The organism is Streptomyces sp. SAI-127, from assembly GCF_029894425.1.
Taxonomy (GTDB): Bacteria; Actinomycetota; Actinomycetes; order Streptomycetales; family Streptomycetaceae; genus Streptomyces.
Genome location: NZ_JARXYJ010000001.1, coordinates 6,012,823 through 6,028,287, shown reverse-complemented (window position 1 = coordinate 6,028,287; position 15,465 = coordinate 6,012,823). Strand labels below are relative to the sequence as shown.

At 70.5% G+C, this 15,465-nt stretch carries 13 protein-coding genes and 1 tRNA gene; 11 read left to right on the top strand and 3 right to left on the bottom strand.

Annotated elements, in window-relative coordinates:
- Window positions 1–118: 118 nt before the first annotated feature.
- Both M2157_RS27700 and M2157_RS27695 read left to right on the top strand, forming a co-directional pair.
- Window positions 119–691, top strand: a complete 573-nt coding sequence (locus tag M2157_RS27700) for a YwqJ-related putative deaminase (protein ID WP_266518279.1) — start codon at window positions 119–121, stop codon at window positions 689–691.
- 92 nt (window positions 692–783) lie between these two features.
- Entirely contained in the window at window positions 784–1,278 is a 495-nt protein-coding gene (locus M2157_RS27695) for an SUKH-3 domain-containing protein (RefSeq protein WP_280858155.1), read from the top strand.
- A 57-nt stretch (window positions 1,279–1,335) separates the two neighbouring features.
- Here the strand turns inward: M2157_RS27695 and M2157_RS27690 are convergent, their stop codons facing one another.
- The gene (locus tag M2157_RS27690) at window positions 1,336–2,643 is read right to left on the bottom strand and encodes a histidine kinase (protein WP_280858156.1); all 1,308 of its coding nucleotides are present in this window, start codon (window positions 2,641–2,643) and stop codon (window positions 1,336–1,338) included.
- A 217-nt stretch (window positions 2,644–2,860) separates the two neighbouring features.
- Between M2157_RS27690 and M2157_RS27685 the strand changes: the two genes are divergently transcribed.
- From M2157_RS27685 to M2157_RS27655, 7 genes are all read left to right on the top strand, one after another.
- Window positions 2,861–2,932, top strand: a tRNA-Gln gene (locus M2157_RS27685).
- Between the two features lie 115 nt (window positions 2,933–3,047).
- Window positions 3,048–4,496 carry a bifunctional UDP-N-acetylglucosamine diphosphorylase/glucosamine-1-phosphate N-acetyltransferase GlmU gene (glmU, locus tag M2157_RS27680; protein ID WP_280858157.1) on the top strand — a complete coding sequence of 483 codons (1,449 nt, stop codon included), beginning with the start codon at window positions 3,048–3,050 and terminating at the stop codon, window positions 4,494–4,496.
- 75 nt (window positions 4,497–4,571) lie between these two features.
- Window positions 4,572–5,552, top strand: a complete 981-nt coding sequence (locus tag M2157_RS27675; protein ID WP_280866458.1) for a ribose-phosphate diphosphokinase — start codon at window positions 4,572–4,574, stop codon at window positions 5,550–5,552.
- A 184-nt stretch (window positions 5,553–5,736) separates the two neighbouring features.
- Entirely contained in the window at window positions 5,737–6,321 is a 585-nt protein-coding gene (locus M2157_RS27670) for a 50S ribosomal protein L25/general stress protein Ctc (RefSeq protein WP_280858159.1), read from the top strand.
- A gap of 102 nt (window positions 6,322–6,423) precedes the next feature.
- Window positions 6,424–7,026: an aminoacyl-tRNA hydrolase gene (gene pth, locus M2157_RS27665; RefSeq protein WP_280858160.1), complete on the top strand. Its 603-nt coding sequence runs from the start codon at window positions 6,424–6,426 to the stop codon at window positions 7,024–7,026.
- A gap of 52 nt (window positions 7,027–7,078) precedes the next feature.
- Entirely contained in the window at window positions 7,079–7,582 is a 504-nt protein-coding gene (locus tag M2157_RS27660; protein WP_280866457.1) for a hypothetical protein, read from the top strand.
- Window positions 7,583–7,720: 138 nt separating this feature from the next.
- Window positions 7,721–8,404, top strand: a complete 684-nt coding sequence (locus M2157_RS27655) for an LPXTG cell wall anchor domain-containing protein (RefSeq protein ID WP_280866456.1) — start codon at window positions 7,721–7,723, stop codon at window positions 8,402–8,404.
- Between the two features lie 63 nt (window positions 8,405–8,467).
- Here M2157_RS27655 and ppc read toward each other — a convergent pair whose 3' ends face one another.
- Window positions 8,468–11,209 carry a phosphoenolpyruvate carboxylase gene (gene ppc / locus M2157_RS27650; protein ID WP_280858163.1) on the bottom strand — a complete coding sequence of 914 codons (2,742 nt, stop codon included), beginning with the start codon at window positions 11,207–11,209 and terminating at the stop codon, window positions 8,468–8,470.
- A gap of 307 nt (window positions 11,210–11,516) precedes the next feature.
- Here ppc and M2157_RS27645 point away from each other — a divergent pair, with 307 nt between their 5' ends.
- Window positions 11,517–12,527 (top strand): fatty acid desaturase, encoded by a 1,011-nt coding sequence (locus M2157_RS27645; RefSeq protein ID WP_280858164.1) that lies wholly within the window; start codon window positions 11,517–11,519, stop codon window positions 12,525–12,527.
- Window positions 12,524–13,204 (top strand): TetR/AcrR family transcriptional regulator, encoded by a 681-nt coding sequence (locus tag M2157_RS27640; protein ID WP_057610408.1) that lies wholly within the window; start codon window positions 12,524–12,526, stop codon window positions 13,202–13,204. The genes M2157_RS27645 and M2157_RS27640 overlap by 4 nt, the downstream gene beginning before the upstream one ends.
- A 60-nt stretch (window positions 13,205–13,264) precedes the next feature.
- On the opposite strand, the gene M2157_RS27635 is transcribed toward M2157_RS27640, so the two are convergent.
- The gene (locus M2157_RS27635) at window positions 13,265–15,457 is read right to left on the bottom strand and encodes a trypsin-like serine protease (RefSeq protein ID WP_280858165.1); all 2,193 of its coding nucleotides are present in this window, start codon (window positions 15,455–15,457) and stop codon (window positions 13,265–13,267) included.
- Window positions 15,458–15,465 lie beyond the last annotated feature (8 nt).

The following is a 15,465-nucleotide window of genomic DNA, read 5'->3' as shown; positions in this document are numbered from 1 at the left end:
CCAGGCGTCACCCCGCTGTGACGGCCCGCCCGAACCCGGGCGTGTCGCACCGCCCCAGCTTCCGCACCAGCCCCGCTGTTTGGCAGTCTGTGACATCCGGGGGGATGCTCGGGAGGGGATGACGATCATGAACACGACGCAGACGGGACCGCACACAGGACCGCACACGGGCACGACGACCGGCGCGAACGGCAGCCCGCACGCCGGCCTCAACGGCGATCCCCGCATCGGCTGGAGCAGCGCCGAGAGACCCCACGCGCCCGCTCTCCGGCACCGCCGCGACGGCATACTGCCCACGGTCGCCGCCGCCCTCTCCGTCCGTGGCGCCACGCTCACCTCCACCGCGGCCCGCGGCGATCAGGTCCCGCCGCTGCACCCGCTCGTCCAGGACTTCCTCGACACCCTCGGCAGCGACCGGCGCGACCGCTTCACCGGCCGCTGCGCCGAGACCATGCTCATATCGCGGCACATCGCCGCCGCCGACGCCGCCCGCAGCAAGCGCGCCGGCCGCAAACCGATGACCAACGGCGAGGCCCGCCGCGCTCTCAAGCAGGCCAAGCTCACCGCCCGCCGCATCCGCGAGGACGGCGACCCGCTGCACGGCAGCTTCGCCGCCCCCTGCCGCGCCTGCACCGCTCTGAGCGCCCACTTCGGCGTACGCATCGTCGACCCGACGGCGAACGGCGGCTGACACCCCCCACCAGTACGACCCGTACCACCCGTACGACGGCGCCGCCGTGCACCACGGCGCCCACCCATGACCTCGACGAACGCGAAGGGCAGATGCACCCCGACCGCACCGGCACCACCCGTTTCCCCGTCCCCGTCGACGCCGTTCTGCGCGCCGCCGGCTGGCAGCCCGGACGCTGGGACATAAAGCAGGCCGAGATCTGGGCCGACGCCCTGCGCGACCACACCTCACCGGCCGGACACCGGCACGCCGTGTTCCCGGCCGCGGTCGAGGCCTGGGCCGAGTTCGGCGGACTGCATCTGACCCCCACCGGCCCCGGCCGCCAGGTCGCCCCCGCCCACCTCCACCTCGACCCGCTGCACGGTCTCCACATGGCCCGCACCCTCGCCGACCTCGGCCGCGCCCTCGGCACCGAGGTATGCCCGCTCGGCGCCGAGACCGACTCCCAGGCCATCCTCTGCATCGACACCGAGGGCCGCGTCTACGTCCTCGACCACACCGGCGACTGGTACCTCGGCCCCGACATCGACCAGGCCCTCGCCGGGCTCGTCTCCGGCATCGAACCGACCCGGCTCATCGCGGGCTGAGCCCCAGGGCCCAGAGGCCCCAGGTCCCAGGCCCCAGGCCTCAGATCCCCACGACGGTCACGCCGCCGGAATCACCGCCGACACCCGGAAACCCCCCGCCTCCGTCGGCCCCGACACGAACACCCCGCCCAGCGCGGAGACCCGCTCCTTCATCCCCACCAGGCCGTTGCCCCCCGACGGCAGTCGCGCCGACGCGAGCGACGGCACCTCCGGCGGCGGTTCGTTCTCCACCTGCATCGCGATCTCCGACGCCCGGTGTGCCAGCCGTACGTGCGTCTTGGCGCCCGCCGCGTGCTTGTGGACGTTCGTCAGCGCCTCCTGCACCACCCGGAACGCCGTCTGCTCGATCTGTGCGGCATACGACCGCACGTCACCCTCCACCGACAGATCCACGGCCATCCCCGCCGCGGCCGACTGCCCGATCAACGTCTCCAGATCGTCCAGACAGGGCCCGTCGGCCTCCTCCACGGCCCGCGAGGCCGCCACGGCCGCCGCCACCCCCACCGCGACGAGTGGCACCGCGGCCCGATCCTGCCTCCCGAAGCCGTCCCCGCTGCGCAGCACCCCGAGCATCTCCCGCAGTTCGGTGAGCGCCTGCCGTCCCATGTCTCCCACCAGCGCGGCGTTCTTGACGGCCTTCTCGGGATCCTTCCGGGCGACGGCCTGAAGCGCGGCCGCGTGCACCACCATCAGGCTCACCCGATGGGCCACGACGTCATGCATCTCGCGAGCGATACGGGTCCGCTCCTCGTTGCGCGCCCACTCGGCCCGCTCCTCGGCCCGCTCGGCGAGCAGCTGGAGCTCCCGTTCCAGATCGTCGGCCCGCTCCCGCAGGCTCTCCATGAGCCGGCGCCGAGCGCCCACGTACAGCCCGAGCAGCAGCGGCGGCGCGGTCATCCCGATGGCCGTGGTGATCGACGCGAAGGGGACGAACCAGTCCCCCAGGTCCAGTTCACCGTGCGCCATGTCCTGGCGTACCCGAACGAACATCACGATCAGCATCCCGACCAGTGACATCCCCGCCAGCGAGCCGATGATCCGGCGCGGCAGCTCGGACGCGGCGAGCGTGTACAGGCCGACGATGCCCATGAGGTAGCCCATCTGGGCGGGCGTGATGGCGATCGAGACGAGTACGACGGCGATCGGCCACTTGCGCCGGACGACCAGCACCGACCCCGCCAGCACACCGAAGACGATCCCCGCGGCCATCGGGATCCCGGCGTCCTCCGCGAAGCGGATCCCCTCGAACGCACACTCCACCGCGGACGCCGACGCCAGGCCCACGTCCAGTACCGCACTACGCCACCGTGCCCACCACCACGGCCCCGTCTGAGCCGCGGTGGTGTCTTCCCCCGTCGTGGTCATGCCTCCAGCCTACGTTCGGCGGTGGGAGGTTTTCCGGTGCATTTCGCCGACTGGCCTACACCACCTTGAGTGACCGATCGACCACGAAACCGCCCGATATCCTCGGCATCGGCGTTCGAAGGGGCGCCGATCTGTACCGTCGCGTCGAAGGCGCCCGGTACGGCATAGTAGGAGCCGCCACTCGGCGACCTGACTGAATGTCCGGTTTCGCCGACATTCCCCCGTGGTGTAATTGGCAGCACTGTGGCTTTTGGTGCCATCTGTCCGGGTTCGAGTCCTGGCGGGGGAGCCGCACCCTGTTCGGGCCCTGACAGCACTGTCAGGGCCCACTCTCATGTCCCCCAAGAAACGCCCCGGTATCCTGCGGATGTCACCCCACCCCCTCCACAGCCGAAGGGCATCCCGTGAGCGCCATTCGCCCGGCAGCCGTCGTCGTTCTCGCAGCGGGTGAGGGCACCCGTATGAAGTCGGCCACACCCAAGGTCCTGCACGAGATCTGTGGCCGCACCCTCGTCGGGCATGTGCTCGCCGCCGCCCGCGAGTTGGACCCCGAGAACCTCGTCGTGGTCGTGGGGCACGCCCGGGAGCAGGTCACCGCTCACCTCGCCGGCACCGACGCCGACGTACGAACGGCCGTGCAGGCGCAGCAGAACGGCACCGGGCACGCCGTACGCATGGCGCTGGAGGAGCTCGGTGGCCGCATCGACGGGACCGTCGTCGTCGTGTGCGGGGACACCCCTCTGCTGACCGGCGAGACCCTCAACACCCTTGCCGCCACGCACTCCACGGACGGGAACGCGGTCACCGTGCTGACCGCCGAGGTACCGGACGCGACCGGGTACGGGCGGATCGTGCGGGACCCGGTGTCCGGTGCGGTGACCGAAATCGTCGAGCACAAGGACGCCTCCGAGGCGCAGCGGGCCGTCCGTGAGATCAACTCGGGCGTCTTCGCCTTCGACGGGCAGCTCCTCGCCGACGCGCTGGGCAAGGTGCGGACCGACAACTCCCAGGGTGAGGAGTACCTCACCGACGTTCTCGGGATTCTCCGCGAGGCCGGACACCGCGTCGGCGCTTCCGTCGCCGTCGATCACCGCGAGATCGCCGGGATCAACAACCGTGTGCAGCTCTCCGAGGCGCGGCGGATCCTCAACGACCGGCTGCTGACCCGCGCCATGCTCTCCGGCGTCACCGTCGTCGACCCGGCCACCACCTGGGTCGACGTCGACGTCACCTTCGGCCAGGACTCCGTCGTCCACCCGGGCACGCAGCTGCACGGCTCCACGCACGTCGGCGAGGGCGCCGAGGTCGGTCCCCACAGCCGGCTCACGGACACACATGTCGGAGCGGGGGCCCGCGTCGACAACACCGTCGCCTACAGCGCCCACATCGGCGACCACGCGAGCGTGGGACCGTTCGCCTATCTCCGCCCCGGCACCCGGCTGGGCGCGAAGGGCAAGATCGGGACGTACGTCGAGACGAAGAACGCGAACATCGGGGAGGGGACGAAGGTCCCGCATCTCTCCTATGTCGGTGACGCGACGATCGGCGAGTACACGAACATCGGTGCCGCGAGCGTGTTCGTGAACTACGACGGCAAGGACAAGCACCACACGACGGTCGGGTCGCACTGCCGCACTGGTTCGGACAACATGTTTGTGGCGCCTGTCACGGTCGGGGACGGCGCGTACACCGCCGCGGGGTCGGTGATCACGAAGGATGTGCCGCCCGGTTCGCTGGCCGTGGCCCGTGGCCAGCAGCGGAATATCGAGGGCTGGGTGGCCCGGAAGCGTCCGGGGAGCGCGGCGGCGAAGGCGGCCGAGGCGGCTTCCCGGGAGGGCGCGAGCGAGGACTGACCGGAAACAGGTGCGCCGAAGTCGTCGTACCGTGATAACTGCACACCCAGTTGAAACACCTCTGAGGAGACAGCTGTGACCGGGATCAAGACGACCGGCGAGAAGAAGATGATGTTCTTCTCCGGCCGCGCCCACCCCGAGCTTGCCAAGGAGGTCGCCGAGCAGCTGGGTGTCGGGGTTGTCCCGACCAAGGCCTTCGACTTCGCGAACGGCGAGATCTACGTCCGCTACCAGGAGTCGGCGCGCGGTGCGGACTGCTTCGTGATCCAGAGCCACACGGCTCCGATCAACCAGTGGATCATGGAGCAGCTGATCATGATCGACGCGCTGAAGCGTGCGTCGGCCCGCTCCATCACGGTCATCGTGCCGTTCTACGGTTACGCGCGGCAGGACAAGAAGCACCGCGGTCGTGAACCGATCTCGGCGCGACTGATCGCGGACCTGATGAAGACGGCGGGTGCGGACCGCCTGCTCACCGTCGATCTGCACACGGACCAGATCCAGGGCTTCTTCGACGGGCCGGTCGACCACCTCTTCGCCCTTCCGCTGCTGGCGGACTACGTGGGCCGGAAGGTCGACCGGGCCAAGCTGACGGTCGTGTCCCCGGACGCGGGCCGGGTACGGGTCGCGGACCGCTGGTGCGACCGGCTGGGTGCGCCGCTGGCGATCGTGCACAAGCGGCGTGACAAGGACGTGGCGAACCAGGTGACCGTCCACGAGGTCGTGGGTGAGGTCAAGGGCCGGGTGTGTGTCCTGGTCGACGACATGATCGACACGGGCGGCACGATCTGCGCCGCCGCGGAAGCGCTGTTCGCGCACGGCGCGGAGGACGTCATCGTGACGGCCACCCACGGTGTGCTGTCCGGACCGGCCGCGGACCGGCTGAAGAACTCCCGGGTGAGCGAGTTCGTGTTCACGAACACCCTGCCGACGCCGGGTGAGCTGGGTACGGACCTGGACAAGCTGACGGTCCTGTCGATCGCGCCGACGATCGCGAGCGCGGTGCGTGAGGTGTTCGAGGACGGTTCGGTGACGAGCCTGTTCGACGAGCAGTAAGGGTTCTGCGGAAGATCCTTTTGGGTCTGGCCTCCCTCTCCGAGTAGACTGCCCCAGTTGCTCGGCGAGGGAGGCCGTACCTGTTCACACAGGTGTCGGCTGTCCGTTATCGACGCGCTCTTCGTAGCAGGCCGATTGTTTGGCCGGGTGACCACCTTCCCCAACTGTCCTACGAGGAGTGACCATGGCCGACGTCAAGCTCGCCGCCGAGACCCGTACCGAGTTCGGCAAGGGTGCCGCCCGCCGTATCCGCCGTGACAGCAAGGTTCCCGCCGTGGTCTACGGCCACGGTGCCGAGCCGGTGCACATCACGCTGCCGGGCCACGAGCTTCAGCTCGCCCTGCGTACCCCGAACGTCCTGATCACCCTGGACATCGAGGGCAAGACCCAGCTGGCGATCCCGAAGGCCGTGCAGCGTGACGCCATCAAGGGCTTCCTGGAGCACGTCGACCTGCTCGTGGTGACGCGCGGCGAGAAGGTCAACGTCGAGGTCTACGTCCACACCGAGGGCGAGCTCGCGCCGGGCGCCTACCTGCTCGAGCACGTGCTGAGCACGCTGAACGTCGAGGCCGAGGCCACGCACATCCCGGAGTCGGTCACCGTCTCCATCGCGGGCCTGGAGGCCGGCGACTCCATCCTCGCCAAGGACATCCCGCTGCCCGAGGGCACCACGCTGGTGACCGACGAGGACGCGGTCGTCCTCCAGGTCCTGGCCGCCCAGGCCGAGGAGGCCCCCGCGGAGGGCGAGGCCGAGGCCACCGAGGCCTGATCGTCTCCGTAACACCGGCTGTCGGCCGCCGCTCCCTCCGGGGGCGGCGGTCGGTGCGTATCACCCAGACCGGGTATCACGGAGACCGCGTATCAAGGAGACATGGACGTGATGACCGATGCCAACGGGCCCTGGCTGATCGTGGGGCTGGGCAATCCGGGGCCGGAGTACGCGAGCAACCGGCACAACGTCGGCTTCATGGTGGCCGATCTGCTGGCCGAGCGGGTCGGGGGCCGGTTCAAGCGGGCCGGGAGGGCGCAGGCTCAGGTCGTGGAGGGGCGGATCGGGCCGCCGGGGCCGGGGAACCGGCGGGTGGTCCTGGCGAAGCCGATGTCGTTCATGAACATGTCCGGCGGTCCGGTGAACGCGCTCAAGGACTTCTACAAGGTGCCGGTCTCCAACATCGTGGCCATCCATGACGAGCTGGACATCGACTACGGCACCCTGCGGCTGAAGCTGGGCGGCGGGGACAACGGTCACAACGGGCTGAAGTCGATGACCAAGGCGTTCGGGTCGGAGTATCACCGGGTGCGGTTCGGGATCGGGCGGCCTCCGGGCCGGATGCAGGTCGCGGACTTCGTGCTGAAGGACTTCTCGTCGAGCGAGCGCAAGGAGCTCGACTACTTCGTGGACCGGGCGGCCGACGCGGTGGAGGCTCTGGTGATCGAGGGTCTCGAGCGGGCGCAAAGCACGTACAACTCCTGACTTGTCCGTCCGGTGGCCGGGGCGGAGTTGACCACGCGCGGGGCCATGGCCAATGATCCCGGCCATGCCTGCCACAGCCCTCACCTCCCGCCAGGCCTCGGTCGCCGCGCTGCGGTTCGGACGGCTCGCGTCGATGGGGGTGGTCGTGGTGCTGATCCTGATCGCGGGGGTGTGGGCGTCCTGGGGCAGCGCGCAGTACGTGATGCTGACCAAGGGGCGGGAGCGCGGCACGATCGAGGTGGCGCGGTGTGCGCAGGACGTGTGCAGCGGCCCGTACACGCCGATGTCGCACGGCTCGCAGGCGCGGGGCCGGGTCGTCATCGAGAAGACGGTGGCCGTGAAGAAGAGTCGGACCTACACGGTGGTGGTGAAGCCCGGCAGTGCCGATGTCGTACGGTCCGGGCCGGCCGGGGTGCTGTACGCGTGGGTGCCGATGGGCGGGGCGCTGCTGCTCGCGTCGGTGGTCGTGGCGGGCGGGCTGCGCCGGACACGGCTCGCGTGGGTGCTGGCGGGGTCGGGGATCGCGCTGCTGACGGCGGCTTTCGTGACCATCTGACAGCTTTCGCCGTTCTCCGCTTCTGTGGAGAGCGGGAGTGTTGTCTGTTCGTGATTGACCAGAGGTCAGTCACAGCTGGATGCTGAGCCACACCCTCCACATCTTCCCGTTTGACTCTCGAAGATGGACTACTGCCCCATGCGTATCCTCACCCGCGTCAGCGCCGTGTGCGCCGTCGCCTCGGCGGCCTTTCTGGTCGCTCCGGTCGCCCACGCCACCACTCCCGGTGACAACGGAACCGTGAAGATCCACGACGCCACCACGGGCGAAGAGCTCCGTAAGAACGAGCCGCACGTCTGCACCTTCTACCTCGACGCCTTCGGATTCGACGCCGTCCAGGAGGTCGACTGGCACATCGAGGCCTGGGCCCCGACGGCCGACGTGAAGGGCGAGACCGTGAAGTCCGGCGAGATCGCCCTGGACGCCGAGGGTCACGGCCGCACGGACGACCTGTCGCTGCCCGACGGGCACTACAAGCTGTTCTGGAACTTCGAGGGCGAGAACGGCGCCGCCAAGCACAAGGTGTTCTGGACGGACTGCGAGGACGAGGAAGGCGGCGGCGGTACGACGGCCACGCCCACCGCGTCGGCCTCCGGCACTCCCGGGTCGGGCGCATCCGCCTCCCCCAGCGCCGAGCCCAGCGATTCCGCTGAGGCCGGGGCCTCCTCGTCGGCCTCTCCCTCCGCTTCCGCTTCCGCGCAGGGTTCCACGGGTGACCTCGCGGAGACCGGGAACGGCGCTCCTGTGGGCCTGCTCTCGGGTGTCTCGGCGGCGCTGCTGGCGGCCGGCGCCTACCTCGTCGTCAGGCGGCGCCGGGCCTGACGTAGAACCGAAAAGCGGTGCCCCCGAGCCGGCCGGCTCGGGGGCACCGCTGTGTGCACGGGCTCAGCCGGTGTTGCGCAGGCCCGCGGCCACGCCGTTGACCGTGAGGAGCAGGGCGCGGGCGAGCAGCGGGTCGGGCTCTTCGCCCGCGGCCGCCGCGTCGCGCTGGCGCTTGAGCAGCGTCACCTGGAGATACGAGATCGGGTCCAGGTAGGCGTCGCGGATGGCGAAGGTCTGCTTGAGGACCGGGGTGGCGTCGAGGAGTTCGTCCTCGCCGGTGATCTTCAGGACCTCGCGGACGGTCAGCTCGTGCTCGGCCTCGATGTCGGCGAAGACGTGCTGGAGCTCGGCGGGGACGAGGGTCTCGACGTAGTGGCGCGCGATGCGCAGGTCGGTCTTCGCGAGCGTCATCTCGACGTTGGAGATGAAGTTCCGGAAGAAGTGCCACTGCTCGTGCATCTCGTCGAGCACAGTGTCCAGGCCTGCCTCGCGCAGCGCCTTCAGGCCGGAGCCGACGCCGAACCAGCCGGGGACGATCTGCCGGGACTGGGTCCAGCCGAACACCCACGGGATGGCGCGCAGTCCGTCGAGGGAGACGCCCGAGCCGGGGCGGCGGGAGGGCCGTGAGCCGAGGTGCAGGTCGGCGAGCTGGTCCACCGGCGTCGACGCGAGGAAGTACGTCGGCAGGTCCGGGTCCTCGACGAGCCTGCGGTACGCGGCGTGCGCGGCGTCGGAGACCACGTCCATCGCGGCGTCCCAGCGGGCCAGCGCCTCGTCGGACTGGCGGGGGGCGGTGTGCAGGGCGGACGCCTGGAGCGTGGCCGCGACCGTGAGTTCCAGGTTCTCCCGGGCCAGCGACGGCACGAGGTACTTGTCGGAGATGACCTCGCCCTGCTCGGTGACCTTGATCTCGCCCTCCAGGGTGCCCCAGGGCTGGGCGAGGATGGCGTCGTGGGAGGGGCCGCCACCGCGGCCGACGGTGCCGCCGCGGCCGTGGAACAGCCTCAGCCGCACCCCATGGCGGTGCGCCACGTCACGCAGCCGACGCTGCGCCCGGTGGATCTCCCACTGGCTGGTGGTGATGCCGCCGAACTTCGAGGAGTCGGAGTAGCCGAGCATGACCTCCTGGACGTCCCCGCGCAGGGCCACGAGCCTGCGGTACGACGGGTCGGAGAGCATGTCCTCCAGGATGGTGTCGGCGGCCTTGAGCTCGTCGGTGGTCTCCAGGAGCGGCACGATGCCGATCTTCGCCCAGCCGGCGTGCAGGTCGAGCAGGCCGGCCTCACGGGCGAGGACGGCGGCCGCGAAGACGTCGTCGGCGCCCTGGCACATCGAGATGATGTACGACTCGATGACCTCGGGTCCGAAGACCGCAAGGGCCCGCTTCACGGTCTGGAAGACACCGAGGGTCTTCTCGCCGGCCGCGTCGACCGGTGCCGGGGTGGGCGCGAGGGGCCTGCGGGAGCGCAGCTCCTTCGCGAGCAGCTTGGCGCGGTACTCGCGGGGCATGTCCACATAGCGCCAGGACTCCTCGCCGAGCCGGTCGAAGAGCTGGCCGAGGGCGTGGTGGTGGGCGTCGGCGTGCTCGCGGACGTCCATGGTGGCGAGCTGGAGGCCGAAGGCGGACAGGGTGCGGATGGTGCGGTCCATCCGGCCGTCGGCGAACAGGCCGCCGCGGTGTTCCCTGAGCGAGGTCTGGATCAGGGTCAGGTCGCTCAGGAGCTCGCTGGTGCCGAGGTAGTCGCGTCCGTCCTCGTGCGGGATGCCCTTGGCCAGGCGGGTCTTGGTGTTCTCCAGCTTCTGCCGGATGCAGGTGGCCTTGAGGCGGTACGGCTCCTCGGCGTTGAGGCGCTTGTAGCGGGGGCTGATCTCCGGCAGGCGCTCCAGGTCGGCCTTCAGGGACTCCAGGAGCTCCTCGGTGGCGCCGGTGTAGCGGATGGAGTTCGACAGGAAGCCGCGCAGCTCGTCGATGAGCTCCAGGGCGTCGTTGATGCCGTGCTCGTGCTGGAGGATCAGGACGTCCCAGGTGACCTGGGGCGTGACGTTGGGGTTGCCGTCGCGGTCGCCGCCGATCCAGGTGCCGAAGGTGAGGGGGCGGGTGGCGTCGGGGATCCGGACGCCGACGCGCTCCAGCTCGGCCGTCAGGTCCTCCAGGACGTCGCCGACGGCGCCGGCGTGCAGCTCGTCGAGGTAGTAGATGGCGTTGCGGGCCTCGTCGGCGGGCTCGGGGCGGACGACACGCAGTTCGTCGGTCTGCCAGACGAGGTCGATGTTCTCGGCCAGACGGGTGTCGTAGCGGCGGCGGTCCGCCTCGATGACCGGTGTCTCCAGGAGGGCGGCGATCCGGCGGAGCTTGTTCAGCACCGAGCGGCGCGCGGCCTCGGTCGGGTGGGCGGTGAAGACCGGGCGGACGTTGAGGTTGGCGACGCTCTGACGCAGGTGCTCGGGGTCGGCGTCCTTGAGGCGGTCGGCCGTACGGGCGAGGAGACCGCCCTCGGCGGCGCGCCTGGCCCGCAGTTCGCGGCCGCGGTGGACCTGCTCGGTGACGTTGGCCAGGTGGAAGTAGGTGGAGAAGGCGCGCACCAGCTTGGCGGCGGTCTCCAGTTCGATGCCGCGCAGCAGCTCGGCGGCGGCCTCACCGTCCTCACGGGTGAGGCGGCGCACCTTCTCGACGAGTTCCAGCAGCTCGGGGCCCTCCTGGCGGACGAGGGTCTCGCCCAGGAGGTCGCCCAGCCGGCGGATGTCGGCGCGCAGCTCACTACTGGTCGACGTGGCGCTCGTAGTCAGGTCGTCGGCACTGCTCACAGGTGCGGCTCCTTGCAGTGTTGAAGCTCGTCCGGGAGGGGAACCCGGAGTGCGGTCCTGCGGCAGCCGCCGCATACGGGCCGGACATCCGGGAAGAAATCAGAGCGGACCGCGCTGTCCGACCGACTCCAAGGATAGGTGTCCATGCGGACGCGCAGACTCTCGGGCTCTTGCCGCCGGGCGCCGCGCTGCCATACTTACGACGCCGTAGGTTACGGAACCGTAGGGATCGTCGTAACGGAACCCGGAAAGGATTCCCGCAGCCCGGCACCTGTCTCCAATCCTCGAAACCCCACAGGGGACGCCCATGACCACGCGCTCCGATGTGATCGCAGACGCCCCGAAGGCGACCGACGGCTCGACACCCCCTTCCGCGACGCTGGGCGGTGAGCAGAAGCGCTCACTCGAACAGATCACGCTGCTCCTCTTCATCACCGTCCCGTTCCTCGCTCTGCTCGCGGCGGTGCCGCTGGCCTGGGGCTGGGGTGTGAGCTGGCTCGATCTGAGCCTTCTGGTCTTCTTCTACTACCTCGGCTGCCACGGCATCACGATCGGTTTCCACCGCTACTTCACGCACGGCTCCTTCAAGGCCAAACGGCCGCTGAGGATCGCGCTGGCGATCATGGGGTCGCTGGCGGTCGAGGGGCCGCTGGTGCGGTGGGTGGCCGACCACCGCAAGCACCACAAGTTCTCCGACGCCGAGGGCGACCCCCACTCGCCGTGGCGGTTCGGGGAGACGGTCCCGGCGCTGATGAAGGGCCTGTGGTGGGCCCACATCGCCTGGATGTTCGACGAGGAGCAGACGCCGCAGGAGAAGTACGCGCCTGATCTGGTCAAGGACCCGGCGATCCGGGCGATCTCGCGCCAGTTCATCTTCTGGACGATGCTCTCGCTGGCGCTGCCCGCCGTGATCGGCGGTCTGGTGACGATGTCCTGGTGGGGCGCGTTCACCGGGTTCTTCTGGGGCTCGCTGGTCCGGGTCTGCCTGCTGCACCACGTGACCTGGTCGATCAACTCGATCTGCCACGCGGTCGGCAAGCGGCCCTTCAAGTCGCGGGACCGCTCGGGCAACGTGTGGTGGCTGGCCGTGCTGTCCTGCGGTGAGTCCTGGCACAACCTGCACCACGCCGACCCGACCTCGGCGCGGCACGGGGTGATGCGCGGCCAGGTGGACTCCTCGGCGCGGATCATCCGCTGGTTCGAGATGCTCGGCTGGGCGTACGACGTGCGCTGGCCGTCACGCTCGCGTATCGATTCCCGCCGGAACACGGACGGGGACGGCTCCCGGCGCAAGAAGGAGGCCGCCGAGGCGGCATGATGGACGCCGTGGCGACCGACTCCAGCAGTACCCCGAGCAACGAAGCGAAGCCGCGGCGTGCCCGGCGCACCCGGATGACGGGCGCCGAGCGGCGCGCCCAGTTGCTGGAGATCGGTCGCACGCTCTTCGCCTCGAAGGGCTTCGAGGCCACGTCGGTGGAGGAGATCGCGGCGAAGGCGGGCGTCTCGAAGCCGGTGGTGTACGAGCACTTCGGCGGCAAGGAGGGCCTGTACGCGGTGGTGGTGGACCGTGAGATGCGGCGCCTGCTGGACATGGTGACGAGTTCCCTGACCGCCGGCCACCCCCGCGAACTGTGCGAACAGGCGGCCTTCGCTCTCCTCGACTACATCGAGGAGTACACCGACGGCTTCCGCATCCTGGTCCGTGACTCCCCGATCCCCCAGTCCACCGGCTCCTTCGCCTCGCTGATCTCGGACATCGCCACGCAGGTCGAGGACATCCTGGGCCGCGAGTTCAAGAGGCGCGGCTTCGATCCCAAGCTGGCCCCGCTGTACGCCCAGGCGCTGGTCGGCATGGTCGCCCTGACCGGCCAGTGGTGGCTGGACGTGCGCCGCCCGAAGAAGGCGGAGGTGGCGGCGCATCTGGTGAACCTGGCCTGGCACGGCCTGGACGGGCTGGAGGCGAAGCCGCGCCTGATAGGACGCAGAAAGAGCTGAGCCGGCGCGGCCGGTCGCGACGAACCCGCGACCGGCCACGCGGCCCCCGCCCTACGGCGGTCAGCGCACCACGGTCCCGAACGCGACACCCGCCGCGGGCAGGCCGCCCGAGCCCGGCGCGTAAGTGACCGCACTCTCCGCACCGCCGTCGGTCACGTTCCCCCACGGCACCGCGTAGGCGCTCCCGTACGTACCCGGCCCCTTGGGCATGCCCACGTACAGGTGCGTGCCCCCGGCGAAGATGGCGGAGCCCATGAGCTGCCCCGCACCGGACGTCCCCGGCACCCCCGCCCTGCCGGGCTCGACGACCACCTCGGTGTCGCCGGGCGCCCCGATCGGCGTGAAGACGGTCACGGATCCCGCGTCGGCGGCGGTACCGATGTTCTCGCCCGGGACACCGACCGCGATCAGCGTGTTCTTGGTCGAGGCGACGGCACCGGGCGCGAGGGAGACCGCGGAGACCTGCTCGCCGAAGCGGTCGTTGGCCTCGGGGTCGCCGCTCACGTTCGTCGAGCCCTGGTTGAACTCGGGAAGCTCGCTGACGGCACCGGCGGCGGTGATGCGCAGGTTCACCACCCGGCCGGTGTCCGCGTCGGTGCTGTTGTCCTCGCCGGGCGAGCCGATCGCGAGGATCGAGTCGGTCGCGGCGGTGGAGGCGGAGGCCGTGGGCCGGTAGGAGGCCATCGCGAGGGAGAAGCCGAACTTGTCTCCGGCCTCCGAGGCGCCGCTGATCTCGGGCGCGGTGCCGTCCTGGTCGACGCCCGCCAGCGGGGTCGGGATGCCGTCCGCGCTCAGCGTGTGGCTGAGGATCTCCAGGCCGCCGGAGTCGTCGTCGGTGCCGATGGCCTCGTACGGCGTGCCGATCGCGAGGTGCTGCGGCGAGGCGGCGACCGTGGTGCCGAAGCGGTCCTCGGCCTCGACCGTGCCGTGCACGCCGACCGCGCCCTGGTTGATCGCCCGGTTGGTGCTGCCTCGCAGGTAGAAGCTGCTGCCCGCGTTGGCGAGGCCGTCGAGGTCCTCGCCGGGGACGCCGATGACGAGGTAGGGATCGCCGGCCGTGGTGACTCCGGCGGCGAGCGCGTGGCCCATGCGGTCGCCGGCCTCGGAGGCGGACGCGAGGATGGCGCCGGCGCCCTCGCCCTGCACCAGGGAGAGTTCGGCGGGGCCCTTGGTGAGGCCATCGGCAGAGCCGTAGAGCACCTGGACCAGGCCTGCGTCGGCAGCGGTGCCGACGTCCTCGGCCGGGGTGCCGACGACCAGGTCGGTGTAGCCGTCGAGGTTGTGGTCGACCACCGCGAGCGCGGAGCCGAACTGGTCGTTCGCCTCGGCGCCGCCGCCCACACCCGCGGTGTTCTGGGAGAGGGCGAGGGTGCCCTTTCCGCCGCCGAGGACGACGTGGACCACGCCGGCCTTGGTGACGGTGCCGACGGTGGCCTGCGGGTCGGCGATCGCGGTGTCACGTACGCCGTCGCCGTTGAAGTCGGTGACACGGGCGGCCTGGACGCGGGTGGTGACCCAGTCGCGGATGTCGTCGAGGCGCGTGCCGACGGCGCCGGTGCGGGTCTCCGTGGAGTTGAAGCAACCGCCTTGCCAGGAACGGCTGTTGACACCGGCGAGCTGCGGGCTGCCGTTGACGGTACGGAACAGGGGACCGCCGGTGTCGCCCGCGCAGATCGCGTCGCCGTTCTTGCCGGTGACGGCGAGGGTGTCCACGCCGACGGTGTCGAGCGTGAAGTCGCCCTGGTGCATGCGCAGCGGCGCCCATTCGGTGGCGGTGCGACCGTATCCGGTGCTGACGAGGCTCTCGCCGGTGACCGGCATACCGGAGGCGACCGTGGCCGGGGTGATGCCGGTGACGGGGCGGTTCAGCCGGGCGAGGACCAGGTCACGGTCGGTGCGGGGGACGAGTTCGACGACCGTGCGGGACTGCCCTGTGCTGGTGGTGGTGTCGGTACGGCCGACGACGGCGGTGGTGGCCAGGGCCGGCTTGCCCGCGCGGACCTGGAAGCTGCTGGAGGGATCGTCGGCGAAACAGCTCGCGGCGGTCAGCACCCAGTAGGGGTCGACCAGGGCGCCCGAGCAGCGGCGGGCGCCGTCGCCGATGTCGAGGCGGGTGGTGAAGGCGTACGCGCCGTCGGCGGCGGGGTCGCCCACGACGGCGTGCGCGGCGGGCGCGAGGCCGGTGACGCCGATCGCGGCGGACGCGACGATCAGGGCGCCGGTGAGCGCTGTACGGGGTCTGCGGTGTGCCACGGTGAGGT